Raw genomic sequence first — 26,450 nt, forward strand, 5'->3', positions numbered from 1 at the left:
ATGATGAAAAACGATGCGAGAAATCCCACCGAACAGTTGATGACGCAACTGGCGCTAATGTGGCTGGAAGCCAGCGAAGATCCGCAGGCGCGTCTGTTTATCTGGCGGGTGAAAGCCAACGCTGAAAGCCTGGTACAGGCATTTATCGCCCTGCAACAACAGCCGCCGGGCGACTACAGCGCGCCGGATCTGTTTATCAGTCTGATGGCGCCGTTTGATACCGGCTATGGCTACAGCCACGCCCTGGCGGATGAGCTTATCGAAGGTTATGAAGCCAGCGAAGGCGAACAGGGCTGGGATTTCGAGCCTCTGTTGCCGTGTTACAGCGCGGCGCAGTGGCAGGCGCTGCTCGGCAATTTCGCAAAAGAACACCAGGAACAGCTGCGCTATGTGGTGACGGTGCTGACGCCGGAGTCGGTCAGCGATGACGCGGCGCTAATGCGCTGGCTGAACCATAGCGTGGAACAGATTGCTCCCGAGGTACGCTTGATGCTGATCGATACCCTGGAACAGCCAGCCTGGCAGGCGCTTCAGCAGGATTTTCCCCGACGGGTGCGGCTATTAACGCCGGATATCGACGGTATGAAGCTGATGCAACAGACCGCCAGCCAGCTCAGCGATCGCGATAGCGACCGGCTGCGCTGTCGGCAATTTATGGTCGACGCTATGCTGCTGCTGGAGCGGGGAACGCCACAGCAGGTTGAAACCCGGGCCGGTATGGCACTGGCCATCGCACGTCAAAAGGGCTGGTCGGAGCAGCAGGTGGTGATGCACAACATTGTCGGCGGCGCCTGGCTAAAGGGGCACGCGCCCCATAAGGCGGTCGAGGCATATCATCAGGCCCGCCATGCGGCGCAGTTTGTCGATGCTCAACCGCTGCGGGCGGCGCTACAAATGCAAAGCGCGTTTGGCGAAGGCGGCGCCTGGTTCAACGCCGGAGAATACCAGCGGGCCGCCGCAGCATACCGCTCGGCGGCCGTGCTGGCCCAACGGGCGGAAAATCGGGTACTGGAAATAGAAGGGTGGCGGATGGCGGGGCACTGCCTGGTACTGGGAGGCGATGGCATCACGGCCATGAACAATTATGCCCGGGCGATAGGGGCCGCGCGCCCGCTGTCGGCCGTCGAGCGGGCGCAAACCACGCTACCGCTGGCGCTTTCGGATCTGCTGCATCTTCAGGACAGCCGCCGCGCTCAGGCGCTGGAGCGCTGCGCCACGTCGTACCAGCAGCGTAAGAGCCGCTTTATTGCTGACGCTGAAAACACGGTAGCACGGCACGGCGCGACGCCTGCGGCGGTCAGGCAGGTGGAATGCCGGTTACAGCAGAGCCTGGAGCTTAGCTTTCTGCGAGCCAGAACCCAGCGCGAACAGTTGATTGTCGATGGCTGTCCGGCGTTCCGCCAGATAGTCGCCATTGGCCGCCAGTATTTACATCCCCACTGGAATGGCCTGCCGGAGATCGCTCATCCGTTCGATGCTCCGCCGGGGCAGTGGCAGCAGATGCCGCAATCCATGGCCCAGCCGGACGACGCGGCGGGCGAATTTATCCAACAAACAGACGCAAGGATCCGGCATGAAAAAGGTGGTGATAATCGCGGCGATCGCACTACTGGTGACAGGCTTTGTTAGCCTGTCAGACAACGAGCTGACCAGCGAGGCGCGCAACTTCCTGCAGGCCCTGCTGCGAGCGATGTTCTGACCGGAAAGCGTCAGGGGTTGACTTATGCACTCAAGCTCGCACTTTGATCCCCAGCTTGGGATTGATATTCACACCTATCCGGTCGGGCCACTACCGACGCCGCATATTGCGCTGGTATTCGATGTGTTTGATTATCTGCCGGTGCTGGGCACCACGGTTAACGTCAACGGCATTAAGCGCGCCAGCGCGGGTACTGGCGGGCTGGCGGTGCACATTCCGGTCGCTGGCCTCTGGGTACCGAATATGCGTATGCCGGGCGGGCCGCAACTGGATGATGAGCTGTTTATGGGCAGCAAAACGGTGCTCGTCGATAGCGAACCTTTTGCGCGCATCACGATGCCGGTGCTGAGCTGCAATTTTGTCGGCATGATACCGCCGTTACGGCCAAAGCGTCTCAGCAAGCCGAAACCGCTGTCGCTGACCATGCCGCTGACCACCAATCTGGCGCTGCCGAATCAGGTTATCGTCGGGGGCCCCTCTACCGTCAACGAGATGGCGCTGGTGATGCGTCTGGGCCTGGCGGCTTTAGGCAAGGGATTGAAGAAATTCAAGAAAACGCCGCGCTACCGCAAATTTATGGAACAGTTTCAGGCCTTTCGTCGCAAGCTGTTTAAGAATATGGATCCCGGTTTTTTAAAGTGCAAAGTACTGCGGGCCGAGCCGGTCGACATTCGTGACGGTAGCGTGGCGCTGGAGCAGCGGGATTTCTATCTGCCGGGGAGGCTGCCGCTGGACTGGGTGCGCCGCTACTCCTCGGCAAATATCGATGAGGCCGGATATTGCGGCTATGGCTGGTCAACGCCCGCCGATATTCGCCTTGAGCGCGGGGAGGGCGGTAGTCTGCTGCTTACCCGCCAGGAAGGAATGACTCTTTTTGCTGAAACGCCCACGCAGCCGGGACGCCAGCACGCCACGGCGGGCCTACCGGACGGTGGACGCCTGTGGTGGGGAGAGGATGAATCGCGGCGGCGCTGGATCTACGAAGATAACGACGGACGGCTTTATCACTTTGACGATGCCGAGAGTATGCCGCTGGCCGCGCTGGCGGATCGCAACGGCAACCTCTGGCAGTTCGTTCGCAGGCAGGGGCAGCTAGTCCGACTGGTGGAGTGTGTCACTACGGGTAAAACCGGACGTGAAATTCACGTGACGACTGAACAGCAACGGATTGTGGCCATGCGGCTGTACGACACCGCCAGTGACGCTTATTCGCCGCTCACCCGCTATGAGTACGACGCAGACAATCAACTGGTGGCGGAAATTGATGCCCTGGGCGCCGTCCGGCGCTTCGACTACCAGCAGCGACGGATGATCCGCCACGAGGATCGCAACGGCCAGGCGTTCCACTACGCCTGGGATAAGGAGTGGCGTGTGATTCACGCCTGGGGGGACGGCGGCGTTTTCGATTATCGCTTCGTTTATCACGACCTGTTAAACGAGGTGGAAGTCACCGACTCACTCGGTCATACCAGCCATATCCGCTTTGACGCCAGCGGCTTACCGGTCAGCGAAATCGATCCGCTGGGCGGTAATACGGTCTTTACCTACGACGAGTTTGGGCGCCCGCTCAGCGTCACGCAGCCGGATGGCAGACGACATCAGTGGCGTTATAACGAACTGGGGTTAATCGAAGAAGAGATCCTGCCCGATGGTCATCGCCTGAGTCTGAGCTATAACGACCTGGCGCTTGAGGAGACTCTGATAGACGAGAATGGCGCCACCTGGGAAATGGCTTACGATCCACGCGGCAACCTGCTGTTAACCCGCGATCCCACTGGTGCTGCCAGACGCTATCGCTATAACGAAGAAGGCCAGATGGTCGAGCGACTGTCCGCGGACGGCGAGCGGACTACGCTTGAGTACGATCGCTATGGCTTTCCGGTATGTATAGTCAGTAGTCAGGGCCCCCGGTGCCAGTTATGCCACGACCTGCGCGGTAATTTGCGTCTGAAAAGAGATGGCGCTGGTCAAAAGACCCGCTATGAGTATGACGCCAAAGACAGGCTGACTCAGATGCTTTCGCCGGGTGGAGAGAGGGTAACCATAGAATATGATCGTGAAGACCAACCTCTGTGCTATCAGGATGAAGTGGGAAATCAGACCCGACTGCGTTACAACGGAACCGGGATGGTGACTGAATGCCTGACGGCGGACGGCGGGCGCGTGGCTTATCACTATGACAGCGAAGACCAGCTAACGGCGGTGGTCAATGCCCTGGGCCAGAGCTGGCAACTGCGGCGTGATGCCTTAGGGCGAGTCACCGAAGAGGTGGATTACTGGGGGCAGACAACCCGCTATCAGTGGGATTCCACCCAACATTTGCTGCGCCGCACCGACCCGTTGGGCCACTCACTCGATTATGGCTATGACCGTGCCGGTCGGCTGAAAGAGAAACGCAGCGGCGACCGGCTGTTAACCCAATATCGCTACGATCCCAGCGGTCAGATGACCGGGTGCGATAACGGCTGGCGTCAACTGGCATGGCGTTACGATGCCGCAGGACGGATAGTCACCGAAGAGCAGGATGGTTTTATAATAAGGCATCACTATAACGGTAACGGACAGCCCGTTCTGCGGGAAAGCGACGCCGGGCATCGGGTGGCGTTTGGCTGGAATGATGCCGGGCAACTCTCTTCGATTACCCTCAATGATGACTCACCGGTAACGCTCACTTATGACCATGCGGGCAGAGTGACTAAAGAGCAGTTGAGCGCCGAAGTGGCGCGCCAGATAGAGTACGACAGTGACGGTCGGCTGACCGCATGGCAAACGCTACGGGGTGAATTACCGCTGTTTTCAACCGGCTATCGCTACGACCGACAGGGCAATATGACCCGGCGCAGCGATAGTCAGTGGGGGGACGAGGGCTATCACTATGATGCGGTCGGGCGCTTGCTGACCCATATCGATCCCCAGGCGCATATCCATCGCTTTATCCAGGATGCGACCGGCAACCGGCTGACGCACAAAGTCCATGCATCCCGGGAAGAGTGGTATCGCGAAGGAGATTATAAGGATACGAACTATCTCTTTGACAAAGCGGGAAGTTTACGCCAGCGCCGCTATGCTGACGGCAGTTGCCAGGAGTTTATCTGGGACGAAAGCCAGCAACTGGTTGCCGTACGTCAGGGTGACAACGTCACGCATTATGCTTACGATGGTCTGGGGCGGCGGGTGTGCAAGCAAACGGCCCAGGAAACCCGCTGGTTTTACTGGCAGGGGGATGCATTACAGGCGGAAGTCAGTGCTCCGGGCGGCCCACCGCTGCAACCGCTGGCGCTCTATGATGTCGCAGGTCGTCTGAAACGCCAGAAGGCCCAGGCAGCGCTCTTTAACAATCTACGGGAATATGTCTACTACCCGGGCAGTTTCTATCCGTTTGCGCTGCTAACCCAGCAGAAAGGCGAGCGCAACAGCTATCACTATCACTGTGACCCGAACGGCATGCCGCTGCGGCTGACCGCAGACAATGGCGAAATCGTCTGGTCGCAGCGCTGCGGGGTCTGGGGCGAACCGGGAGAGGTTTACGCCAGTCAGATAGACAATCCGCTACGTTTTCAGGGTCAGTATTTCGATGCCGAAACCGGGCTGCACTATAATCGCTACCGCTATTACTGCCCGCAGATGGGTAATTATATTAGCCAGGATCCCATCGGACTGTTGGGTGGAATAAACACCTATCAGTATGGCGTTAATGCATTAAGTTATATTGACCCCTTTGGTTTAGACGGCGTTCCTTCCGCGAAAACGCATGCGAAGGAATATGCAAGAAAACTAATGACAGAGCTAAGGCAGAAAAAGAGAAGCGAAAAAAGTATTCCTGTTGTGGTAACGGCTGTGGTTGACCGGCGTACCGGGAGAATTTTCTTTGGTGAATCCGGTGTCCGGCCTGATATTTCCAACCCTGTATTACTGGATGCCATGCCCAAAGATTCGCTAATACCAAATGGACGGCCCGTAAATCATTGCGGAGAGCCTGATGCGCTTAACAAAGCATTATCGGAACGTGGCGCAAGGATGCAGGATATGGATGTTCACTCTGTTGAAACCAGAACGGGGAAAACGAAAAAACCGTGTAAAAACTGTGCAGTAACAACGGCCGGAACATTTCATAGATAATGAGGGTGATATACATGACAAATCGTCTCACTGATAGAATGAAAGAAGTCTTAAAACAATCAGGATATTCAGGCTCATCAATATATAATGATGATTTTAGCCATTCAGAGATTCTGGCTCTTTATAAGAAAAAGGGGTATCTATTGGATGATGAACTTGAGTCCTTTTTGAAGGTTTTTGCTGATAAACGACTAACTTATTCCACTAATAATGAAGAGTGGTTTTTAGATTTCTCTATAAGAAGCGTTTTAAAAAGTTACCCTAAAACCAGAATTGATATTTATGGTGAAGACCTCGCCTTGAATAATTTAATCCCATTTGCCTATGCCTATTCAGGCGAGATAGGGTTAGTCAGGGATCAGTTCAATTGGGTATACGGCATTGATGACGATATAGTTACACTGCATGGAAAGGATCTATGGACCGCTGTTAATAATATATTGAATGGAGCACAACCGAAGAGAATTGCCGGTGGCAGTTGAAGACTGGCGGCACTTGCCGGGTTAGTATTTGCTACCCACTGTATTTGACATCCCAACATCCGACTCTACCCTTAATCTGGTCTGACCTTAACAAGACGCAGACCCGATAACAGGGGGGTAAGATGCCACAGTGGTTAAGTCTGTTGTTCATTATCCTGGCTTTTGGTTTCGTTCTGCTGTTTTCCCTGATCTACCTGCTGCGCCCGATTTTTATGCCCTATCACCGCCAGGGGGTAGGCATAGAGTGGGAACAGCTCGACGAACGGGTCAGAAACCTGATCCTGGCGCTGATGCGGGCAGTGGGTTTTGCCTGGCTGGCGTGGTTACTCAGTTGCCTGACGCTACTGGCACTCCTGTGGCGCGAAGCGAACGGCCCGGCATGGTGGACATTCGCCGCTCTGTTTGCTTTCGGTCTGTTAACCCAGGCGCTGGTTGCCGCATCCTTCCGGGCCAGAACCGGCGCCAGAACCCCTGTAGGTCTGATTCTGATGATGGCCGTGCTGGGCGCGGTCGGTCTCGCACTTTTCGGAGGATGATATGAATCCTGATGCACTGTTCTGGAAGGTGGTTAATGGGGAGCTGCCTCTGTCAAAGGCCGCAGCTACGCTGGGCTGGCGCTTCAAACGCTATGATGAAGCACAGGGAATCATCCATGTGGAGTATCAGGCTGGCCCGGGGTTGACCAATCCGCTGGGCAATATTCAGGGCGGGATTCTGAGCGCGATGCTGGACGACTGTATGGGACCTGCGATTTACCTGGACCTACCGCCCGGCAAGATTGCGCTGACCATTGAATCAAAGACCAGTTTTATCCATCCGGCGGCCCCGGGAGTGATCCGCGGCGAAGGCTGGATTGAACAGCGTAAGGGCGGCATCTGCTTCACTGCGGGACGCCTGCTGAATGACAGTGGCCGTATTCTGGCCACCGCCAGCGCCACATTCCGCATTGGCAGCCTGCGCTGGCATGGGCTCACGATTCCAGGGCCGATGGCGAATGGAATCATGAAATGGAAGCTGCGCCGCGCGGCTGATTGATAAAAGTGTTGTGCCTCTCAGATTCCGCTCCAGCCATTGCCATCCAGCCGCTTTCAGGTTATTACCTGTGACCCCGGCGTAACAGTGAGGTGGATGTGGAGCTACGTCAGTTAAGCTATTTTGTCAGCGTAATAGAGGCAGGCAGTTTTTCCGGCGCCGCACGGCGGCTGGAGGTAGGGGTATCGGCCCTCAGCCAGCAGGTAAGTCGGCTGGAAAACGAACTGGCGGTGCGTTTGCTACAGCGTACCTCGCAGGGGATACAGCCCACCGCGGCGGGGATGGCCTTTTTCGCCCAGGCGCAGTTGACGCTGCGCCATGCCGACGAAGCCGTAAGGGCGGCCAGCCAGGCCCGGCTGGCGGGGCATGTCAGCGTTGGTATGGCGCCAAGCACCGCATCAGTGCTCGGCGTTCCCTTCATTGAGGCCATGGCCGAGCGCTACGCCAGTGTGAGACTGCATGTGGTGGAAAGCCTTTCCGGTAATCTGGCCCAGATGCTGGCAGCGCGCAGGCTCGATCTGGCGGTGCTGTTTCAGCAGGGGCAGCCCGATGCCTGGAGCGCCATGCCTATTCTGGAAGAACAGCTGTTCATCATTGGCCAGGCATCGCTGCTGGCGGGCCATCGCGGCGATGAAATCGACGTGACGAGTCTTGCTGAACTGCCGCTGATCCTGCCCAGCCCGGGCCACGGTTTGCGCACCCTGGTGGAGCAACTGTTTGCCAGCCGTTATCTTACCCTGACACCGCGGCTTGAGATTGACGGCCTGGCGCTATTGATGGCCGCGGTGCGCCAGGGAGCAGGCGTTACCATTCAGCCTGGTGCCGCGGTATCGCCGCTGAGCGAGTCCGGTTTACGGGTGCTTAAACTACGGTCGCCGGCGCCGGGACGAATCAATCTGCTGGTCAGCCTTTGCGACGACGAGCTGGCGCCAGCGGCGCTGGCGGCCCGGGTGGTGCTCACCGGCGTGATGAGCGACCTGGTCAGCCGTGGCCGCTGGCCGGGCGCCAGCCTTTACAATTTGTAAAACCCCCTTCAGGCGGCGGTCGTATCGCCGCTACATCCTGCCGGATAGCATGACGACATTCATGTGATTCCGGAGTTCGATATGTTTGATGTGCTTGTGATTGGCGGCGGCAACGCAGCGCTGTGCGCGGCCCTGACCGCCAGAGAGGCGGGGGCGTCGGTGCTGCTGCTGGAAGCCGCCCCCAAAACCTGGCGCGGCGGTAATTCGCAACATACCCGCAATCTGCGCTGTATGCATGACGCCCCCCAGGATGTGCTGGTAGAAAGTTATCCGGAACAGGAGTTCTGGGAAGATCTACTGCGGGTCACCGGTGGCAAAACCAATGAGACCCTGGCGCGTCTGACCATCCGCACGTCGTCCCACTGCCGCGACTGGATGCGGCGCCACGGCGTCCATTTCCAGCCGCCGCTCTCCGGCGCGCACCAACGCCTTTTTTATGGGCGGCGGCAAGGCGCTGATCAACGCTTATTACCGCAGCGCGGAACGGTTGGGCGTGACGATTCGCTATGAAACGCCGGTGGACTTACTGGAACTGGAGGCAGGGCGCTTTATCGCCGCCTGGTCAGGTAATGAGCGGATTGCCGCCCGATCCTGCGTGCTGGCCTGCGGCGGTTTCGAATCTAATCGGCCATGGCTGCGGGAAGCCTGGGGGCAGAACGATCGGGGCGAATGGCCTGCGGACAACTTTCTGATTCGCGGCACCCGCTTTAATCAGGGAACGCTGCTGAAATTTATGATGGAAGCCGGGGCCGATATTATCGGCGATCCCTCCCAGTCACACTGTGTGGCTATCGATGCACGGGCGCCGCTCTATGACGGCGGCATCTGCACCCGGGTGGACTGCGTATCGCTTGGCGTAGTGGTAAACCGCGACGGTCAGCGTTTCTACGATGAAGGGGAGGACTTCTGGCCCAAACGCTACGCCATCTGGGGCCGTCTGGTGGCACAGCAGCCGGGGCAAATCGCCTGGTCGATTATTGATTCCCGGGCCCCCGGCCACTTTATGCCGCCGGTGTTTCCCGGCGCCTGCGCGCAAAGCCTGCCTGCTCTGGCCGAACAGCTGGGCCTCGATCCCGCCGCCCTGAGCGCCACCATTGCCGACTACAACCGCGCCTGTCAGCCCGGCCATTTTGACCATACCGTACTTGATGACTGCCGAACCCTGGGGCTGACACCAGCCAAAAGCCACTGGGCGAGGCCCATCAATCAGCCCCCGTTTTACGGCTATGCGCTGCGACCAGGTATTACCTTTACCTACCTTGGGCTGCGCGTTAATGAACAGGCCGCGGTGCATTTCGCAGGCGTTCCCAGCAGCAATCTGTTCGCCGCCGGGGAGATAATGGCCGGTAACGTACTGGGCCAGGGCTATACCGCCGGGGTCGGCATGTCTATCGGTACCACCTTTGGCCGTATTGCCGGAGAGCAAGCGGCTCGGGCCGCTCACCATACGGAGGTTCATCATGCAACAGCTTAATGCCCTGATTAACGAAGCCCGCCAGTTGACCCGCCCGCATGAAGAAGAGGCCAAACGGGTGATGCAGGTCTGTAACGCCTGCCGCTACTGCGAAGGCTTCTGCGCGGTATTTCCGGCGATGACCCGGCGTTTGAGCTTTAACGACGCCGATATCCATTATCTGGCTAATCTGTGCCACAACTGCGGCGCCTGCCTGCATGCCTGCCAGTATGCTCCGCCCCATGAATTCGCCATTACGGTACCGCAGGCGCTGGCGAAGGTGCGTCTGGAAACCTGGCAGCGCTACGCCTGGCCCGCCCGCTTTGGCGCGCTGTATCGCCATGCGGGCGTTGTCAGCGTGCTGGCGCTGACCCTGGGTCTGAGCCTGTTCCTGCTGCTGGCAGTGGCACTGCGCGGCGGCCTGTGGCATCCGCCGCTGGCGGGGGATTTTTACCAGATATTCCCCCATAACCTGTTGGCGATACTGTTTGGCGGCGTATTTGGTTTTAGCCTGCTGGTACTGATGGTCGGCGTAACCCGATTCTGGCGCGGCATTTCCGGTGGCGCACCCACGCCACCGGCAGCGCTGGAAGCGGCCCGCCATGCGCTGACGCTCACTTACCTGGACGGCGGTCACGGCGAAGGGTGCAACGACGAGGATGACCGCTACACGCTGCGCCGCCGTCGCTTTCACCATTTTACCTTCTACGGCTTTATGCTGTGCTTCGCCGCGACTGTGGTGGCCACCGGCTATCACTTTCTGCTGGGGCAGCCTGCACCTTATCCGCTGCTCAGTCTGCCGGTCATTCTGGGCACTCTGGGTGGAGTCGGCCTGATTATCGGCCCGGCGGGACTGCTGTGGCTTAATCTGCGGCGGGCGCCTCTGCACGGCGATGCGCAGCAGAAACCGCTGGATCGCGCCTTCTGTCTGCTGCTGTTGTTAACCAGCATTACCGGGCTGGCGCTGCTGGCGGGCAGAGAAGGGCCGCTGATGGGGGCGCTGCTGGCGGTGCATCTCGGAGTGGTGATGGCGCTGTTTGCGACGCTGCCTTACGGCAAATTCGCCCACGGGATCTATCGCTGTGCCGCGCTGCTTAAGGATGCTATCGAGAAGCGGCGCGGCAAGTGACAATGTCACATAGTCAGACACAGGCCTGTTGAATCAGCGCCATACTGTGGTGAATCTGGCGCTCAATCTCCTGACCGGACCAGCCTTTCAGTATCGAAGAGAAGGGCTCAAAGGCGTAGGCGCCGCGATATCCCAGTTCCTCAAGGCGCCGCACCTGGGCGGCGCTGTTCAGCCTGTCGGCATCGCTCAGCATAATGCGCTGTTCGTCGGTCAGTTGCGTCATCGGTCGTGAGTCATCAACCCCGGACAGATGCACCAGTCCCACCCGATTGATATCGAGCGTTGCCAGTTCGCGCCCGGCATCGGGCCACAGCGCGTGGTGGAAGGTATCTACCAGCAGTCGGAACGGGGCGTCAGCCTCATCAATCAGTGCCGCCGCCTCGCGCGCCGAGCGTAGCGAACTTTGGGGAAAACCCAGCGGCTCTACCAGTCCTTCCACATCGTAGTGCGCAAACAAGGGGACAAGCTGGCGCAGGGCGTCGATGGTCTGGCGCGCCTCTACTGGCGTTCCGTCATTCAGCGGACACAGCACCAGTGCCCGGGCGCCGATCTGTTGCGCCGTCTCCAGTAGCGTTCTGGCTCTGGCCATCAGCATTTCATCGGGACAGTTAAATGGATAGAGCGCGTTAATCGAGAGAATCTCAATACCATGGCTGTGGGCCAGTTCTCGCACTTCGTGAGGCGAAAGATTGTCCGTTACGCTACCGCCGGCCATATCGTTACGCAGCTCGACTTTATTCAGCCCAAGCTGACTGACCATTTGAAAAAAGGGTTCAATCCCCATTCCGGGGGCAATCTTACGGTTAACGCAGAAGCGTTGCATATCGATGCTCATAGGGCTTCTCCTGAATCAGAGTCAGAGGTTTTGCACTGATCAAAACATTTATTTCATTTATTGCAATGGGGGAAATTTTGTTTTTAGAGCATTCTCTCAGTTTTGATTCGACATCACCGCGATGCAGCGCCAGGGACTATGCTATGGAGCAGGGCAATATGACTGTGCGGGCGCAACTCCTGTCACAAAACCTGATATTTCATTTTCAGTATTATTGAAATATTAATTTCATTTGGCTATGGTTTGAGTCATCCCGTTCGCACGGGACCACAGGTGCCCACACTGACTATCTGGAGTCCGAAAGCATGAACATCACTGGAAACTATATTGCCGGGAAAATCTGTTTCAGCAGCAGCAACGAAACCCAGCCGGTTTACGATCCGGCCACCGGACAGGCCATCCGCGAGGTGACGCAGTCCAGCACACAGGAAGTGCAGGAAGCCATCGCCGTGGCGCATACCGCCTTTGATAGCTGGTCGCGTACCACGCCGCTGCGCCGCGCCCGCATTCTGTTTAAGTTCAAGAGCCTGCTGGAGCAGCACAGCGACGAACTGGCGGCACTTATCGTCAGCGAACACGGAAAGGTTTGGTCAGATGCCATGGGAGAACTGACCCGCGGTATGGAGGTGGTCGAATTTGCCTGCGGTATTCCCCATCTGCAGAAAGGGGAGTTTTCTTCTGATGTCGGCACCGGCGTGGACAGCTATTCGCTGATGCAGCCGCTGGGCGTGGTGGCAGGAATCACCCCCTTTAACTTCCCGGCCATGGTGCCGATGTGGATGTTCCCCATCGCGCTGGCCTGTGGTAACACTTTCGTACTTAAGCCGCCCGCGCTGGCGCCTTCTGCGGCAGTCAAAATGGCGGAGCTGTTAACCGAAGCCGGGCTGCCGGACGGCGTCTTTAACGTGGTGCACTGCGGTAACGATCAGGCGGAACCGCTGTGTAGCGATCCCAGAATCCAGGCCGTGAGCTTTGTCGGATCATCCTCGGTTGCTGAACATATTTATAAAACCGCCAGCGCTTACGGCAAGCGGGTTCAGGCCTTCGGCGCCGCTAAAAACCACGCCATCGTGATGCCGGATGCCGATCTGGAAGCTACCGTTAACGCGATTATGGGGGGCGCATACGGCTCCGCCGGGGAACGCTGCATGGCGCTGCCGGTCGTCGTCGCAGTGGGTGACGAAACGGCAGATAAGCTGATCGCCCGCCTGACGCCGCTGGTAAAAGCATTGAAAGTGGGGCCGGGCTGCCTGCGGGGCAGCGAAGAGAATGAAATGGGGCCGGTGGTTTCCCGAGCCCATCAGCAAAAGGTGCTGAGCTATATCGACAAAGGCGTCGCCGAAGGCGCGCAACTGGTAGTGGATGGTCGTGGCTTTACCCCTGAAGGTTACGAAGAGGGCTACTATGTTGGTGGTACGCTGTTCGATAACGTGACCCCAGAGATGACCATCTGGAAAGAGGAGATCTTCGGGCCTGTGCTGAGCGTGGTGCGTGCCAGCGATTATGACAGCGCGCTGGAACTGGTTAACAGCCACGAATTCGGCAACGGTAGCGCCATCTTTACCAGCAACGGCCACGCCGCACGGGAGTTTGTGCATGACGTTCAGGCCGGTATGGTCGGTGTGAATATTCCGGTACCGGTTCCCATGGCTTTCCACAGCTTTGGCGGCTGGAAGCGCTCGGTATTCGGCGCTCTCAACGTGCACGGCCCGGACGGCGTGCGCTTCTATACTCGTATGAAAACTGCCACAGTACGCTGGCCAGAAGGGCAACAGACGGTATCAGAATTCAGCATGCCCACCCTGGGCTGATGGATGGAGGAATAAGACAGTATGTCGTTACTTGAAAAACGTCGCCCCGGAACGGGGCGTATCCAACAGATAACTCCAGCCAGCGCGGGCTGGGAGTTTGTGGGTTTTGAGGCACATCTGCTGAATAAGGGCGATCGCATCACGCTTGAAAGCGGCGATCGCGAGCTCTGTCTGGTTCTGGTGTCGGGGCTGGCGTCGATTAAAACCCGCAATGCCGATTTCCCCGGGCTGGGAGGGCGAATGTCGCCGTTTGAGCGCACGCCGCCATGGTCGGTTTTTGTCCCCCACAACGATCGGGTCGAGGTGGTGGCCGACAGCGAACTGGAGCTGGCGGTATGCAGTGCGCCGGGCGGCGGAAATTTGCCTGCGCGCCTGATAGCGCCTTGCGACGTTGGCGTGGAGCGGCGCGGCAAGGGGCGTAATCAGCGGCTGGTGCACAATATCCTGCCGGACAGCGAACCGGCGCACAGCCTGCTGGTGGTTGAAGTCTATACCGATGAAGGCGCGACCAGCTCCTGGCCCAGCCACAAGCACGATACGGCAGTGGAGGGGCAGGAAACCCAGCTGGAAGAGACCTACTATCATCGCTTCGATCCGCCCCAGGGCTTTGCCTTACAGCGGGTCTATACCGACGATCGCTCGCTGGACGCCTGTATGGCCCCTTATAACCACGACGTGGTGATGGTGCCGCGCGGCTATCATCCTGTCGCCAGCATCGCCGGTTACGACAGCTACTATCTGAACGTAATGGCCGGGCCGCAGCGCAAATGGCTGTTCCGCTGGGAAGAGGATCACGCCTGGATCAATAGCGACCATTATCCCAGAAAATAGCGACCTGCGTTGGAACCCACAGGCGAGGTAACTCAGGATAATAAAAGGGACAAAAAAATCCCGGGCAGGTTTCAGGTTCGATCATTGATAATCAATGCTCGAACCTGAAACCTGCCAAAAATTTTTAGAGTTGAAGCTAACCGACCAGATACCCGCATCAAAAATACGCTATGGAGTTGCTAAAAATAAAGCATCCGAATACGCCTATAAGCTGGGCGACCTTTGAGGAAAGAGATAAAGCCATATTCTGTAGAACACTCCCTTGATCATCTCCGGGATGATGAAATACATGGTATCCGACCAGAAGAGTTTTCTGATGAAGAGATGAAGATTCAATGGATAAAAGGCTGGCATACGGAATACCAGCATTTTATGGATAATCTACCGGAACATCTTCACCAGCGAGTGATGATTTGTAATCATCCTGCTGAAATCAATGATTTTTCTGATATGGTAATGAATAAGATAATGCTATTAAGGAGAAAAAATGCGCCAGCGAGTCATTGTGTGCCCCGTGATACAGAATAGCGGTGAGTTTTTGCTGTGTAAAATGGCTTCCGATCGCGGAGTCTTTCCGGGGCAGTGGGCTTTACCAGGCGGTGGAATGGAGCTTGGCGAAACCATGGAAAGCGCCCTGAGACGCGAAATCATGGAAGAATTAGGGGAAGAACTGCTCATCACTGAGGTTAAGCCTTGGGCTTTTCGCGATGACATCCGGACTAAAACGTATCCTGATGGCACTACCGAAAGGATATATATGATTTATCTTATATTTGATTGTATCAGCGCTAATCGGAGTATTACGTTTAACGAAGAGTTTCAGGAGATTATTTGGGTGTCACCCGAAGAGATGAAAAAAATGGATTTAAATGAGGCGACCCGGATCACTTTTATCCAAAAAGGATTTATTTAAAGCGCTCCCGGGCCTGAGGGAGGCTGTGCAAGGGGACCGTGATGATGGTCCTCTTGCCGTGCTGACATCCCCGATTACTGCCCCTCTTTACTGCTCCCCAGCGCCAGCGAAATCGCCAGCGTCTGGGCCAGACACAGCGAGGCGACCTGGGAGCGGAAACCGTCGATCTGCGCTTCGCGCACCACAAAGCAGACATCACTAAAGGCGGCCAGCGGGCTGACCTGACTGTCGGTTATCGCAATCTGACGCGCTTTGCGCTGGGCGCCCAGCTCCACCAGCTCCACCACCTCTTTGGAGTAGGGCGAAAAGCTCACCGCCACCACCACATCCTTTGGCCCCACCATACTGAGCTGTTCGGTGAACATACCACCCAGCCCGTCGATCAGAAAGGCGCGCCGATCCAGGTGGCGCAGGGCGTAAGTCAGATAAGAGGCGACGCTGAACGAACGACGCAAACCAATCACATAGATGTTTTCCGCTTCACCCAGTAGCGCTACGGCATGCTCTAACTCTTCGGGCACCACCTGCATCGCCAGCTGCTGCAGCGCCTGGCCGTTCACCATGGTAAACATATTCAGAATTTCGGACGGTGTTTCCGGCGCACTGCTCTCTTCGCCGGCGCTCTGGCGGAACAGACGCGCACGTTCGGTATAGTTGGCGGTCTCTTCCATCAGATGCTGCCTGAACATCTGTTTCATTTCGTTGAAGCCGCCGAAGCCAAAGGCGTTGGCAAAGCGGATCAGAGTGGAAGGGGGAACGTCAGCCTGGCGGGCAATTGACGCGACGGTATCAAAAGCGACGCTGTTGCTGTTGTCAAGAATATAGCGCGCCACCTGCTTCAGCCGTTTACTGAGCGTGTCGTAGCGGCTGCGAATCTCGTCCTGGAGAATAGAAACCTGCGTTGGATTATTGGCCATGTTATCGCCTGTGACAGAGTAATAAGGAAACGGGAATCAGTGTATCAAATGGAGGAAAAATTTCATTTCTGGAACGATAATACGGGATTCATTTCACGCTGAGCGTGACGCGTGGCCAGGGTGCTCCACGCGTCACTATGGCGTTTATTCGCCTCTGGCTTCGCGCCAGTAGCCAATCAGCCGCAGATAGTTATTTTTGACTTCACCGATCAGCTCGTCGTCGTTCAGTTCGCCTTCCATCCAGCGCCGTGAAGGCTGACCGAAGATGGTTCGCCCAACGGCGAAGCCTTTGATGGCCGGGTGGCGCGCTGCTTCGCGAAAACCGGCACGCAACGCTTCCGGCTCGGCATCCAGCCCCAGCAGCAGAATGCCGCGGCACCAGGGGTCTTCACGCACGACAAGCTCGCTGACTTTGTCCCAGGTTTCACTGGCCAGTGGCGGTAGCTTCCACCAGTCGGGCTGGATCCCCAGCCGGTAAAAGTGTTCCAGCATCGCCGGATAGTGGCATTCACGGCGATCTGTAGCATCAGCCGGCAGGATCACCTCCAGCAACAGCTCGTGGCCGGACTGGTTGCAGGCGTGCCATACGTCCAGCAGTTGCTCGTCCTGGCGCTGGCGCAGCTCCGCGCTGTCATGCGGGTGATAGAACACCAGGCACTTCACGACATGCTCAAGCGGCCAGTTGCGTAACTGGCTGCCAATATCCCCATGCTCCAGACGCAGCGGGCGTGAACCGGGCAGTTCAATAGGGCGGCCAATCCACCATCCCTGACCGGTAATGGCATTTAGCGCCCCCTGGCCGAAGGTGCCGTCCGCCAGAATGCCGCTGCGCTGTTCCAGCCCGGCTTCGGCCGCCGCATCCTGCGCCGCCTGTAACAGCAGGCGTTTCAGCGGTGGAATACAGCTTTCGTCGCGACCGGCCTGCTGGGCCATATCGACCAGCTGCTTGCGGTGGTCGAAAGCGAAGATACACAGCTCATCGAAACGACGGCGACGTGACGTAACGCGATGCAGATGGTTAAGACGCGCATCAAGATCCGGGCGCGGCACCGACTCCGCCCGGGAGAGATAGTCGTCCAGCTCGGCCCGGGTGGGCATGGCCGGGGCGCAACCGTGGCGCGACACCACCAGTGCGCCGCAGGCGTTAGCATAGCGACAGGCCTGTTCCCAGCCTTCGTCATTAAGCCAGCCGCGCAGCAGGCCGGACATAAAGGCGTCGCCAGCCCCCAGAACGTTGAGGACATCCACCTTCACGCCCTGTTGCAGCGGAATCTGCGACCAGTCATCCGGGACTTTGCCTTCGATCACCACGCAGCCCATGGGGCCGCGCTTGCAGACCAGAGTGGCGCTGCTTGCCTCACGTACCTTTTTCAGCGCCGTCAGGGTGTCGGTGCTGCCACCGGCAATATGAAACTCCTCTTCGGTGCCGACGATCAGATCAAAGTGGTGCAGCACCTCCTGAAGCTGGCGGGTCACTGCGCCGGATTCGATATAGCGGGTTTCACCATCGCCCGGGGAGGTCAGCCCCCACAGTACCGGACGATAGTCGATATCCAGCGCCCGGCGCAGCCCGTGGCGCCCGGCATATTCCAGCGCCTTCAGCACCGCCGCCCGGGTCTGGGGGTGGGATAGGTGGGTGCCTGTGACCGCCAGCGCGCGGGAAGAAGCTATCCACGCCTCATCGATATCAGCTGGCGACAGCGCCATATCGGCGCAGTTATCGCGATAGAAGATGAGCGGGAATGTCTCCTGATCCTTAATACCCAGCATGACCAGCGCCGTCAGCCGCGTTGGGTCGGTGATCAGATAATCGGTGTTGACGCCCGCGCTTTCCAGGGTTTCACGAATAAAGCGGCCATTATGCTCATCCCCCACCCGGGCCAGCATGGCGGATTTCAGCCCCTGAATGGCGGTACCCCAGGCGACGTTACCGGATGATCCCCCCAGGTATTTAGCGAAGCTGGCGACGTCCTCCAGTCTGGCTCCCACCTGTTGGGCGTAGAGATCGACGGCGACGCGACCGATACAGATCACATCAAGCCGCTTGACTGCTGCATTCATAGTTACGGATTCCTCTGCTTACCTTGACTTTACCCACATGCGCTCGATCGCGTATGCAGCCGGGTTAACCAACGAATGTCAGTATGGCGAACGTAAATTTCATTATCAATGAAAAATGAAATTTATAGTTCATTTTTGTGAGAGCAACTACAACATGGAATGAGATTACTAATCACCCTGCGGGCTCTGTATCCGGCACTCCCCGTGGTTTCGTCGGGTAATTGTAGGGTTATTGTTTCACTTCGGTAGCGATGAAATAAATGGAATGAAAACCAAAACGAAATGGAGAGTTTGATCGCCCTCGCAAAATGAAATGTTTTTTCTGTATTTATGTTTTATGAAAAATACGTTTGCATATAATCCCATCATATTTCATTACCGCCGGCGTCGTTCCGGCGTCGGTATCACGATAAAGGAAAGGGCTATGGGCAGAATCAGGCTGACAATGGCGCAGGCATTGGTCAAATTCCTTGATAATCAGTTTGTTGAGGTGGACGGGCGTGAGATCAAATTTGTAAAAGGAATCTTCGCTATCTTCGGGCATGGCAACGTGCTGGGCATGGGACAGGCGCTGGAACAGGATAGCGGCGACTTAAAGGTATGGCAGGGCCGTAACGAACAGGGCATGGCCCATGCCGCCATCGGTTATGCCAAACAGCGACGTCGCCGTCAGATTATCGCCTGTAGCTCATCGGTGGGGCCTGGCGCCGCCAATATGCTCACCGCGGCGGCTACCGCCACGGCTAACCGTATTCCTCTGCTGCTGCTGCCGGGGGACGTTTTCGCCACCCGCCAGCCAGACCCGGTTTTGCAGCAGATTGAACAGAGCCAGGATCTGAGCATCAGTACCAACGACGCTTTCCGGGCGGTCAGCAAATACTGGGACCGCATTACCCGCCCGGAACAGTTGATGAGCGCCTGCCTTAACGCGATACGGGTTCTGACCGATCCGGCGGAATGTGGTGCGGTTACCCTGGCGCTTCCCCAGGATGTTCAGGCCGAAGCCTGGGACTATCCGGAACACTTTTTTGTTCGCCGCGTACACCGTCTGGATCGCCGCCCGGCCGTTGCGGCCCAGATCGCCGATGCCTGTGAAGCGCTGCGCCGCAGCCAGCGTCCGCTGCTGATTTGCGGTGGAGGCACCCGTTATTCGGATGCCGGTGAGGCGCTGCTCAATTTTGCCCGCCAGCATGAGATCCCCATTGCGGAAACCCAGGCCGGGAAGGGCACGCTGCTTTCTGACGACCCGCTCAACATGGGCGGCGTGGGAGAAACCGGCTGTCTGGCCGCCAACCTGCTGGCGAAAGAAGCGGATCTGGTGATTGGCGTAGGCACCCGATTTACCGACTTCACCACCGCCTCCAAGTGGATTTTCCAGCACCCGGACGTGCGCTTTCTGAACATCAATATCAGCGAGTTCGATGCCTGGAAGCTGGACGGCATCCGGGTAGTGGCAGACGCCAGGGAAGCACTCCAGGCGCTAACTGCCTCAATGGCCGACAGCGGCTGGCAGTCCCGATGGGGCGAACAGCTCCAGAGTGCGCGCTCCCGCCAGTTACAGGAAACCCAGCGAGTGTGGCAGGTACGCTGGCGCGAGCAGGATTTCGTACCAGAAATTGATGACAGCATCGACCGGACGCAGCTGTTTCGCGAATTTCGTGAAATAACCGGGTCGGTCATCACCCAGAGCAGCGTGCTGGGCGTACTGAACCAACAACTGCCGGAAAATGCCGTTATCGTCGCGGCCGCCGGTAGCCTGCCGGGAGATTTGCAGCGTACCTGGCGTACCCGATCGCCTGACGCCTATCACGTGGAGTACGGCTACTCCTGCATGGGTTACGAGGTCAATGCTGCGCTGGGCGTCAAGCTCGCCGAACCGCAGCGCGACGTTTATGCCCTGGTGGGGGACGGTTCATTCATGATGCTGCACTCCGAACTGGTGACCTCGATTCAGGAAGGCGCAAAGGTCAACGTTATTCTGTTCGATAACATGGCCAACGGCTGTATCAACAACCTGCAAATGGAGCACGGCATGGGCAGCTACGGTACCGAATTTCGGCGTCGCGACGCCGACAGCGGGGAGCTGCGCGGTGCTCTGGTACCTGTGGATTTCGCCGCTATTGCGGCAGGCTACGGGTGTCGGACATGGCGGGTGACCCGACTGGAGGATCTGGAAACGGCGCTGGCAGAAGCGCGCAACAGCCCTGTCAGTACGTTGATTGATGTAAAAGTGCTGCCCAAAACCATGGTGCACAAATATTTCAGCTGGTGGCACGTTGGCGTGGCAGCGGTCTCCAGCTCCGAACGCATCCGTCGTGCGGCGGAGCAAATGCAGGAAAAACGCGCGCAGGCGCGAGACTACTAAACCGGAGCAGATCATGATGCTAAAAATAGGAGTAATTGGCGCAGGCGCCATCGGCAAAGAGCATATTCGTCGCTGTGAACGCGTGTTACAGGGCGCCAGCGTGGTCGCGGTATCAGACATCAACGCCGAAGGCGCCCGCAGCGCGGTATCGGCGCTGGGGCTGGAGGCGAAAATTTACGATGACGGCCATGCGCTCATTGCCGATCCCGATGTCCAGGCGGTACTGGTCACCTCCTGGGATCCGACCCATGAAGAATTCACCCTGGCAGCAATTGCTGCCGGCAAGCCGGTATTCTGCGAAAAACCGCTGGCGATGAGCGCCGAAGGCTGTCGCCGCATCGTCGATGCCGAAATGCGTGCCGGCCGTCGCCTGGTGCAGGTTGGGTTTATGCGGCCATACGATGACGGCTATCAGGCACTGAAGCAGGTCATTGAACAGGGGGACGTTGGCACGCCGTTGATGCTGCACTGCGCTCATCGCAATGCGGCGGTGAACGAAAGCTACAGCACCGATATGGCGATTACCAATACCCTGATCCACGAACTGGACGTGCTGCGCTGGTTGCTGAACGACGACTATGTTTCGGCTCAGGTCATCTTCCCTCGCGCCACTTCCAACGCCCACGCAAACCTGCGCGACCCGCAGATAGTGCTGCTGGAAACCCGCAGCGGCGTACGAATCGATGTCGAAATCTTTGTGAACTGCCAGTATGGCTACGACATTCAGTGCGAAGTGGTCGGTGAGAGCGGTATCGCCCGTCTGCCTGAACCCGCCTCGGTACAGATGCGTAAGCAGGCGCGTCTGGCGACAGAAATTCTGACCGACTGGAAGGATCGCTTTATCCGCGCCTACGACGTAGAGCTGCAGGCCTTTATTAACGACGTGAAGTCCGGCGAACTGCGCGGCCCGTCGGCCTGGGACGGCTATGCCGCCTCAGTCGCCGCCGATGCCTGCCTGAAAGCCCAGCAGAGCGGCGGCGTAGAGCCGGTAGAAATGCCGCCGCGTCCCGACTTTTACCCTCGCTGAAGCGCTTAAGAGGTAGCCGTTATGAAGATAGCATTCGACGTCGATGTGATTAAAGATCTGGGCATTACCCGCATGGTGCAGCAGGTGGCTGAATGGGGGTATCGCTATATTGAACAGTCGCCCCATCCGCAGATTAATCCGTTTTATAAACACCCCAGAGCCGGACGTGAAGTGATGACGGAATATAAGCGCGCGCTCAGGAATAACGGCGTGGAGCTCTCTTCGTTTATCTGCGTCTATCGCTGGTCGGGGCCGGATGAAATGCGGCGCCAGGCAGCGGTAAAAAACTGGAAGCGGATGATCGAGATAGCCGTGGAGATGGACGTTCAGGTAATCAACACCGAACTGTCCGGCGATCCTAATCAGCCGGAAATCTGCGACGAAATGTTTTATCGCTCCATGGAGGAGCTGTTGCCCATTTTCGAACGCGAAGGCATTCGGGTCGAGCTACCGGCGCATCCCTGGGACTTCTGCGAAGAGAGTGACGCCACCGTCGATCTGGTGCAATCGTTTCGCAGCGATAACCTGAAGTATGTCTACAGCGTGCCCCATACCTTCTACTACGACAAAGGCAAAGGGGACGTGGAAAGCATGCTGCGTTACGCGGGCGACGATCTCTCCCACGTGCTGGTTGCCGACACCATGAATCATACCCGTCACTGTCGCTATATCGTCAATCCACCTGGGGTGGACGCCGCCGTACATCAGCACGTGGCGCCGGGGGAAGGGGAAGTGGATTTCACTACGCTGTTCCGCACTCTGAGGGAAACGGGCTTCGCCGATCGTCAGTTTAAAGTCGGCGGCGAACCCATTGTCGCTGCCGCGCTGTTCGGCTATCCGGAAAAGATGAAATACCAGGCGGTGGAAACCCGCGAACTGATCGAGCGGGAGTTGCTCGGTCGCTAAGCCGATAACGCTTTTTATCGAGGATTATCATGAACAAAGAGAACGTCAGGTTGGGCATTGCGCCTATCGGCTGGACCAACGACGATATGCCGGAGCTGGGTAGCGAAAACACCTTCCAGCAAACCGTTAGCGAAATGGCGCTGGCGGGCTTTACCGGCTGTGAAGTAGGCAGCAAATATCCGCGCGATCCGGCGCTGCTAAAACCAATGCTGGCACTGCGCGGTATGGAGATCTGTAACGCCTGGTTCAGCACCTTCTTTGCCGACGGCGAGCGCGAAAAAACGCTGGATCAATTTATCAACCACATGGAGTTCCTGCATGCCATGGGCGCCAGAGTGATCGGCTGTTCGGAGCAGAGCGGCAGCATTCAGGGGCTGGCGGTGCCGGTTCTGGGCGATGGAAAACCGGTATTCAGCGACGCCCAGTGGCAGCGAGTGGCGGAAGGCTACAATCAACTCGGACAAATAGCGGCGCGCAAGGGAATGCAGGTCTGTCTGCATCACCACATGGGCACCGGAATCCAGACGCCTCAGGAGATCGAGCGCTTTATGGGGCTGGTGGACGATAATGTTTACCTGCTGTACGACACCGGACATATCTGGTACTCCGAGGGTAGCGATGAGGCCATGCTCGACGTTCTGCGCCGTTATCTGTCGCGTATCAATCATGTCCATCTGAAAGATGTGCGTCCGGCAATGATCGACGAAGTTCGCAGTCAGGGTCTCTCGTTCCTGGATGGCGTACGGCGGGGTACCTTTACCGTACCTGGCGATGGCGCGATCGATTTCCGCCCGGTGTTCCGTATTCTGGAAGAAGGCGGCTACCGCGGATGGATGGTGGTAGAGGCTGAACAGGATCCGGCGCTGGCTAACCCGCTGGAATACGCAATAAAAGCCCGGCGTTACATTCGGGAAACCGCTGGGATCTGACATCCCTCCTGGCCGACGGCGCACGTCGGTCAGGCTTTTCATTTCATCCCTTCCAGGAACCGAAAGTTTCGCTCCTGCGGTTCACTTTGCGCGCCCTTCAAACTCCATAAAAATCACTAGTTTTCAAATCGTTAGCCTTGTTTTCGTGCAATAAAAACCTCGCTATTTCATTGCGTTAATAAATAATTAACGATCGGCATCGCAAAACTAAATTTCCATTATTTATTCACATGAAACATTTGATCTAAATTGCTGTAAGGCATTCCGGCCGAAGAGCCGGAGAAAGCCGGTTCAACCTCTTACCCAGGAGTCGCTATGACTACTAAAGATGACTATCTCACGACCAATAAGGCATCCGGGCCGAACAGTGATACCCCGGTGACGCCTTTTGTGAAAGTGGTGGCGCTTATCGCTACGCTGGGGGGTCTGCTGTTTGGCTACGATACCGGCGTTATCTCCGGCGCCTTGCTGTTTATGGGCAAAGAGCTACACCTGACGCCTTTCACCACCGGGCTGGTCACCAGCTCACTGCTGTTTGGCGCCGCATTCGGCGCGCTGCTTGCCGGTCATATGGCCACGGCGGCGGGACGTAAGAAAATCATTATCTGGCTGGCGGTGATTTTTGCTATCGGTGCGGCGGGTACCGCGCTGGCGCCGGACGTAAGCTGGATGGTTTTCTTCCGTCTGGTGCTGGGCGTGGCCGTTGGCGGAGCTGCCGCCACCGTTCCTGTCTATATTGCAGAAATCGCACCAGCTAACCGCAGGGGCCAACTGGTCACTTTACAGGAGCTGATGATCGTTTCCGGTCAGTTGCTGGCCTATATTTCTAACGCCACCTTCCATGAAATCTGGGGCGGCGATACCACCTGGCGCTGGATGCTGGCGCTGGCGACGCTGCCGGCAATTCTGCTGTGGTTCGGCATGCTGTTTATGCCCGATACACCGCGTTGGTATACCATGAAAGGGCGGCTCGCCGAGGCCCGACGGGTACTGGAGCGTACCCGGGCCAAAGAAGACGTTGAGTGGGAACTCATGGAAATTGAAGAGACCCTGGAAGAACAGCGGGCGAGGGGCAAACCATCCCTGAAAGAGATAATGACGCCGTGGCTAATGAAGCTGTTCTTTATCGGCGTGGGTATTGCGGTTATCCAGCAGCTGACCGGCGTCAATACCATTATGTACTATGCGCCTACCATGTTAACTGCCGTAGGAATGAGCGATAACGCCGCGCTGTTCGCAACGGTTTCTAACGGCGTGGTATCGGTGGTGATGACCTTTGTGGGAATCTGGCTGCTGGGACGCATTGGCCGACGCACCATGACCATGCTGGGGCAGTTCGGCTGCACCCTGTGTCTGCTGTTCATCGGTGCCGTCAGCGCCCTGATGCCGGAAACGGTTAACGGCGAGGTGGATGCGGTACGCAGCTATATGGTACTGGCGGGCATGTTGATGTTCCTGTGCTTCCAGCAGGGGGCACTGTCGCCGGTGACCTGGCTGCTGCTGTCGGAGATCTTCCCAACCAGACTGCGCGGCATCTTTATGGGAGGGGCGGTCTTCGCCATGTGGATCGCCAACTTCCTGATCTCGCTATTCTTTCCGATTCTGCTGGCCTGGGTGGGGCTGTCCGGCGCGTTCTTTATTTTCGCCGCCGTCGGGGTATTCGGTGGTCTCTTCGTCATTAAATGCGTGCCGGAAACTCGCGGCCGTAGTCTGGAGCAGATAGAGCACTATCTGCAGGGCATGCTGGATAAAAACGCTGTCCGCCCGCAACGAATGCCTGTCCGTCGAGTGAGTGAGGCCAGACCGCCGCAGTAATGACTGCTCACACTCCCTGCCATGACCGTGATTAACGCATTGATAATCGCGGTCATGGCGCGTTATTGGGTAAGGCCGGGGAATCATCACCCTAATTGCTTGACAGTATTTATTCTCTCTGCGTTATTCCCCCTAAAAGAAATGACTGTCGGAAACTATTTCTTTTGATCTTTAATGATACTTCCTTGAGCCATAAAGAAAATTCAAAAAACCTCATAAAAAAATGCCCTTTGAGTTTGTCCTCCTATTTTTTATCGGCTATACATTATCAGACGCTAAAACTAGCGAAGCCAGGAAAAATAAAATGTCGAACATCAATCTCAGTGAGCAATTTGATAATCTGGCGCCATTATATGAAGGAATGATGGCGTGGCCATTCCGTAAGGAAATTGAAACACCGGCACTTTTGGAAAAAATTGGTAATATATCTGGACTGAGTATTCTTGATTTCGGTTGCGGCCCGGGCCACTACTCCCGTTTATTAAAGTCGCAGGGGGCTGGCCGTATGGTGGGATATGATGCCGCTGGCGGTATGCTGGATTACGCCCGGGCGCGAGAAAGTCAGCAACCGCAGGGCATTGAATACTATTCCAGCCTGGATGGACTGGAAGGTCAGTTCGACCTGGTGCTGGGGGTTTATGTTTTGCCATACGCCAGCACGGAAGCTGAACTGATACAAATGGCGTCCAGCATGGTGAAACTGCTGCGTCCCGGCGGCCGCCTGGTAACGCTGCCATTAAGTCCGCACTACGATCCACAAGAACAGTACTATGCCCCCTGTGGTTTCAAACTGACTTCGGCTACGCCGCATCAGGAAGGAACACCGGTCATGTTACATCTGCCAGGGGACGATAAGCCATTACAGATAACGGCCTGGTACTGGTCACACGCCACGCTTAATCGGGCGCTGGAAATGGCCGGTCTCTGTCATATATCCTGGTCCAATCCTCAACCCCCGAATCCGGTTTCCGAATGCCTGACGGATTATTTACAGAAACCGCATTCAATGCTAGTGGAGGGGTATTGTCAGCAAGGTAAGTAATTGGCTTGCGAATTATTAACCCCAACCTCAAAATCACACCAGATCTAATTTATCAGCAT

Annotated in this window: 20 protein-coding genes and 1 pseudogene; 18 read left to right on the forward strand and 3 right to left on the reverse strand. The window is 57.1% G+C overall.

Annotation, left to right across the window (positions count from 1 at the left end):
• From V3W49_RS06825 to tcuB, 8 genes and pseudogenes are all read left to right on the forward strand, one after another.
• Entirely contained in the window at positions 1–1,629 is a 1,629-nt protein-coding gene (locus V3W49_RS06825) for a hypothetical protein (protein WP_500144524.1), read from the forward strand.
• A gap of 94 nt (positions 1,630–1,723) precedes the next feature.
• Positions 1,724–5,818 carry an RHS repeat-associated core domain-containing protein gene (locus V3W49_RS06830; protein WP_500144525.1) on the forward strand — a complete coding sequence of 1,365 codons (4,095 nt, stop codon included), beginning with the start codon at positions 1,724–1,726 and terminating at the stop codon, positions 5,816–5,818.
• Between the two features lie 14 nt (positions 5,819–5,832).
• On the forward strand, positions 5,833–6,300 hold the full coding sequence (locus V3W49_RS06835) for a hypothetical protein (RefSeq protein ID WP_500144526.1): 468 nt from the start codon (positions 5,833–5,835) through the stop codon (positions 6,298–6,300).
• 122 nt (positions 6,301–6,422) lie between these two features.
• A complete protein-coding gene (locus tag V3W49_RS06840; RefSeq protein ID WP_500144527.1) occupies positions 6,423–6,836 on the forward strand; it encodes a hypothetical protein in 414 nt (137 codons plus the stop codon).
• A gap of 1 nt (position 6,837) precedes the next feature.
• Entirely contained in the window at positions 6,838–7,335 is a 498-nt protein-coding gene (locus V3W49_RS06845; RefSeq protein ID WP_500144528.1) for a PaaI family thioesterase, read from the forward strand.
• A gap of 95 nt (positions 7,336–7,430) precedes the next feature.
• Positions 7,431–8,357 carry a LysR family transcriptional regulator gene (locus tag V3W49_RS06850; protein WP_500144588.1) on the forward strand — a complete coding sequence of 309 codons (927 nt, stop codon included), beginning with the start codon at positions 7,431–7,433 and terminating at the stop codon, positions 8,355–8,357.
• Positions 8,358–8,438: 81 nt separating this feature from the next.
• Positions 8,439–9,831: pseudogene (tcuA, locus tag V3W49_RS06855) on the forward strand (FAD-dependent tricarballylate dehydrogenase TcuA).
• The gene (gene tcuB, locus V3W49_RS06860) at positions 9,818–10,939 is read left to right on the forward strand and encodes a tricarballylate utilization 4Fe-4S protein TcuB (RefSeq protein WP_500144529.1); all 1,122 of its coding nucleotides are present in this window, start codon (positions 9,818–9,820) and stop codon (positions 10,937–10,939) included. The pseudogene tcuA and the gene tcuB overlap by 14 nt, the downstream one beginning before the upstream one ends.
• Positions 10,940–10,952: 13 nt before the next feature.
• On the opposite strand, the gene V3W49_RS06865 is transcribed toward tcuB, so the two are convergent.
• The gene (locus tag V3W49_RS06865) at positions 10,953–11,774 is read right to left on the reverse strand and encodes a TIM barrel protein (protein WP_500144531.1); all 822 of its coding nucleotides are present in this window, start codon (positions 11,772–11,774) and stop codon (positions 10,953–10,955) included.
• A gap of 305 nt (positions 11,775–12,079) precedes the next feature.
• Here V3W49_RS06865 and V3W49_RS06870 point away from each other — a divergent pair, with 305 nt between their 5' ends.
• The 4 genes from V3W49_RS06870 to nudI all read left to right on the forward strand — a co-directional run bounded on the left by V3W49_RS06870 (position 12,080) and on the right by nudI (position 15,329).
• Complete coding sequence (locus V3W49_RS06870; RefSeq protein WP_500144532.1) at positions 12,080–13,585, forward strand: CoA-acylating methylmalonate-semialdehyde dehydrogenase; 1,506 nt, start codon at positions 12,080–12,082, stop codon at positions 13,583–13,585.
• 21 nt (positions 13,586–13,606) lie between these two features.
• The gene (gene iolB, locus V3W49_RS06875) at positions 13,607–14,416 is read left to right on the forward strand and encodes a 5-deoxy-glucuronate isomerase (RefSeq protein ID WP_500144534.1); all 810 of its coding nucleotides are present in this window, start codon (positions 13,607–13,609) and stop codon (positions 14,414–14,416) included.
• A gap of 222 nt (positions 14,417–14,638) precedes the next feature.
• A complete protein-coding gene (locus V3W49_RS06880; protein WP_500144536.1) occupies positions 14,639–14,944 on the forward strand; it encodes a hypothetical protein in 306 nt (101 codons plus the stop codon).
• The gene (gene nudI / locus V3W49_RS06885; protein WP_500144537.1) at positions 14,904–15,329 is read left to right on the forward strand and encodes a nucleoside triphosphatase NudI; all 426 of its coding nucleotides are present in this window, start codon (positions 14,904–14,906) and stop codon (positions 15,327–15,329) included. The genes V3W49_RS06880 and nudI overlap by 41 nt, the downstream gene beginning before the upstream one ends.
• Before the next feature lie 74 nt (positions 15,330–15,403).
• On the opposite strand, the gene V3W49_RS06890 is transcribed toward nudI, so the two are convergent.
• Complete coding sequence (locus tag V3W49_RS06890) at positions 15,404–16,246, reverse strand: MurR/RpiR family transcriptional regulator (protein ID WP_500144538.1); 843 nt, start codon at positions 16,244–16,246, stop codon at positions 15,404–15,406.
• Between the two features lie 144 nt (positions 16,247–16,390).
• The gene (locus V3W49_RS06895) at positions 16,391–18,307 is read right to left on the reverse strand and encodes a bifunctional 5-dehydro-2-deoxygluconokinase/5-dehydro-2-deoxyphosphogluconate aldolase (protein ID WP_500144540.1); all 1,917 of its coding nucleotides are present in this window, start codon (positions 18,305–18,307) and stop codon (positions 16,391–16,393) included.
• A 424-nt stretch (positions 18,308–18,731) separates the two neighbouring features.
• Between V3W49_RS06895 and iolD the strand changes: the two genes are divergently transcribed.
• The 6 genes from iolD to V3W49_RS06925 all read left to right on the forward strand — a co-directional run bounded on the left by iolD (position 18,732) and on the right by V3W49_RS06925 (position 26,391).
• A complete protein-coding gene (iolD, locus tag V3W49_RS06900) occupies positions 18,732–20,672 on the forward strand; it encodes a 3D-(3,5/4)-trihydroxycyclohexane-1,2-dione acylhydrolase (decyclizing) (RefSeq protein WP_500144541.1) in 1,941 nt (646 codons plus the stop codon).
• 13 nt (positions 20,673–20,685) lie between these two features.
• Positions 20,686–21,699 carry a bifunctional inositol 2-dehydrogenase/D-chiro-inositol 1-dehydrogenase gene (gene iolG, locus V3W49_RS06905; protein ID WP_500144542.1) on the forward strand — a complete coding sequence of 338 codons (1,014 nt, stop codon included), beginning with the start codon at positions 20,686–20,688 and terminating at the stop codon, positions 21,697–21,699.
• A 21-nt stretch (positions 21,700–21,720) separates the two neighbouring features.
• Positions 21,721–22,605, forward strand: a complete 885-nt coding sequence (locus tag V3W49_RS06910) for a sugar phosphate isomerase/epimerase family protein (protein ID WP_500144543.1) — start codon at positions 21,721–21,723, stop codon at positions 22,603–22,605.
• Positions 22,606–22,634: 29 nt separating this feature from the next.
• Entirely contained in the window at positions 22,635–23,534 is a 900-nt protein-coding gene (iolE, locus tag V3W49_RS06915; RefSeq protein WP_500144544.1) for a myo-inosose-2 dehydratase, read from the forward strand.
• Between the two features lie 315 nt (positions 23,535–23,849).
• Positions 23,850–25,349, forward strand: a complete 1,500-nt coding sequence (locus V3W49_RS06920) for a sugar porter family MFS transporter (protein WP_500144545.1) — start codon at positions 23,850–23,852, stop codon at positions 25,347–25,349.
• A gap of 304 nt (positions 25,350–25,653) precedes the next feature.
• A complete protein-coding gene (locus tag V3W49_RS06925; RefSeq protein ID WP_500144547.1) occupies positions 25,654–26,391 on the forward strand; it encodes a class I SAM-dependent methyltransferase in 738 nt (245 codons plus the stop codon).
• Positions 26,392–26,450: the final 59 nt, after the last annotated feature.

The organism is Rosenbergiella sp. YN46, assembly GCF_036620675.1.
Taxonomy (GTDB): domain Bacteria; phylum Pseudomonadota; class Gammaproteobacteria; order Enterobacterales; family Enterobacteriaceae; genus Jejubacter.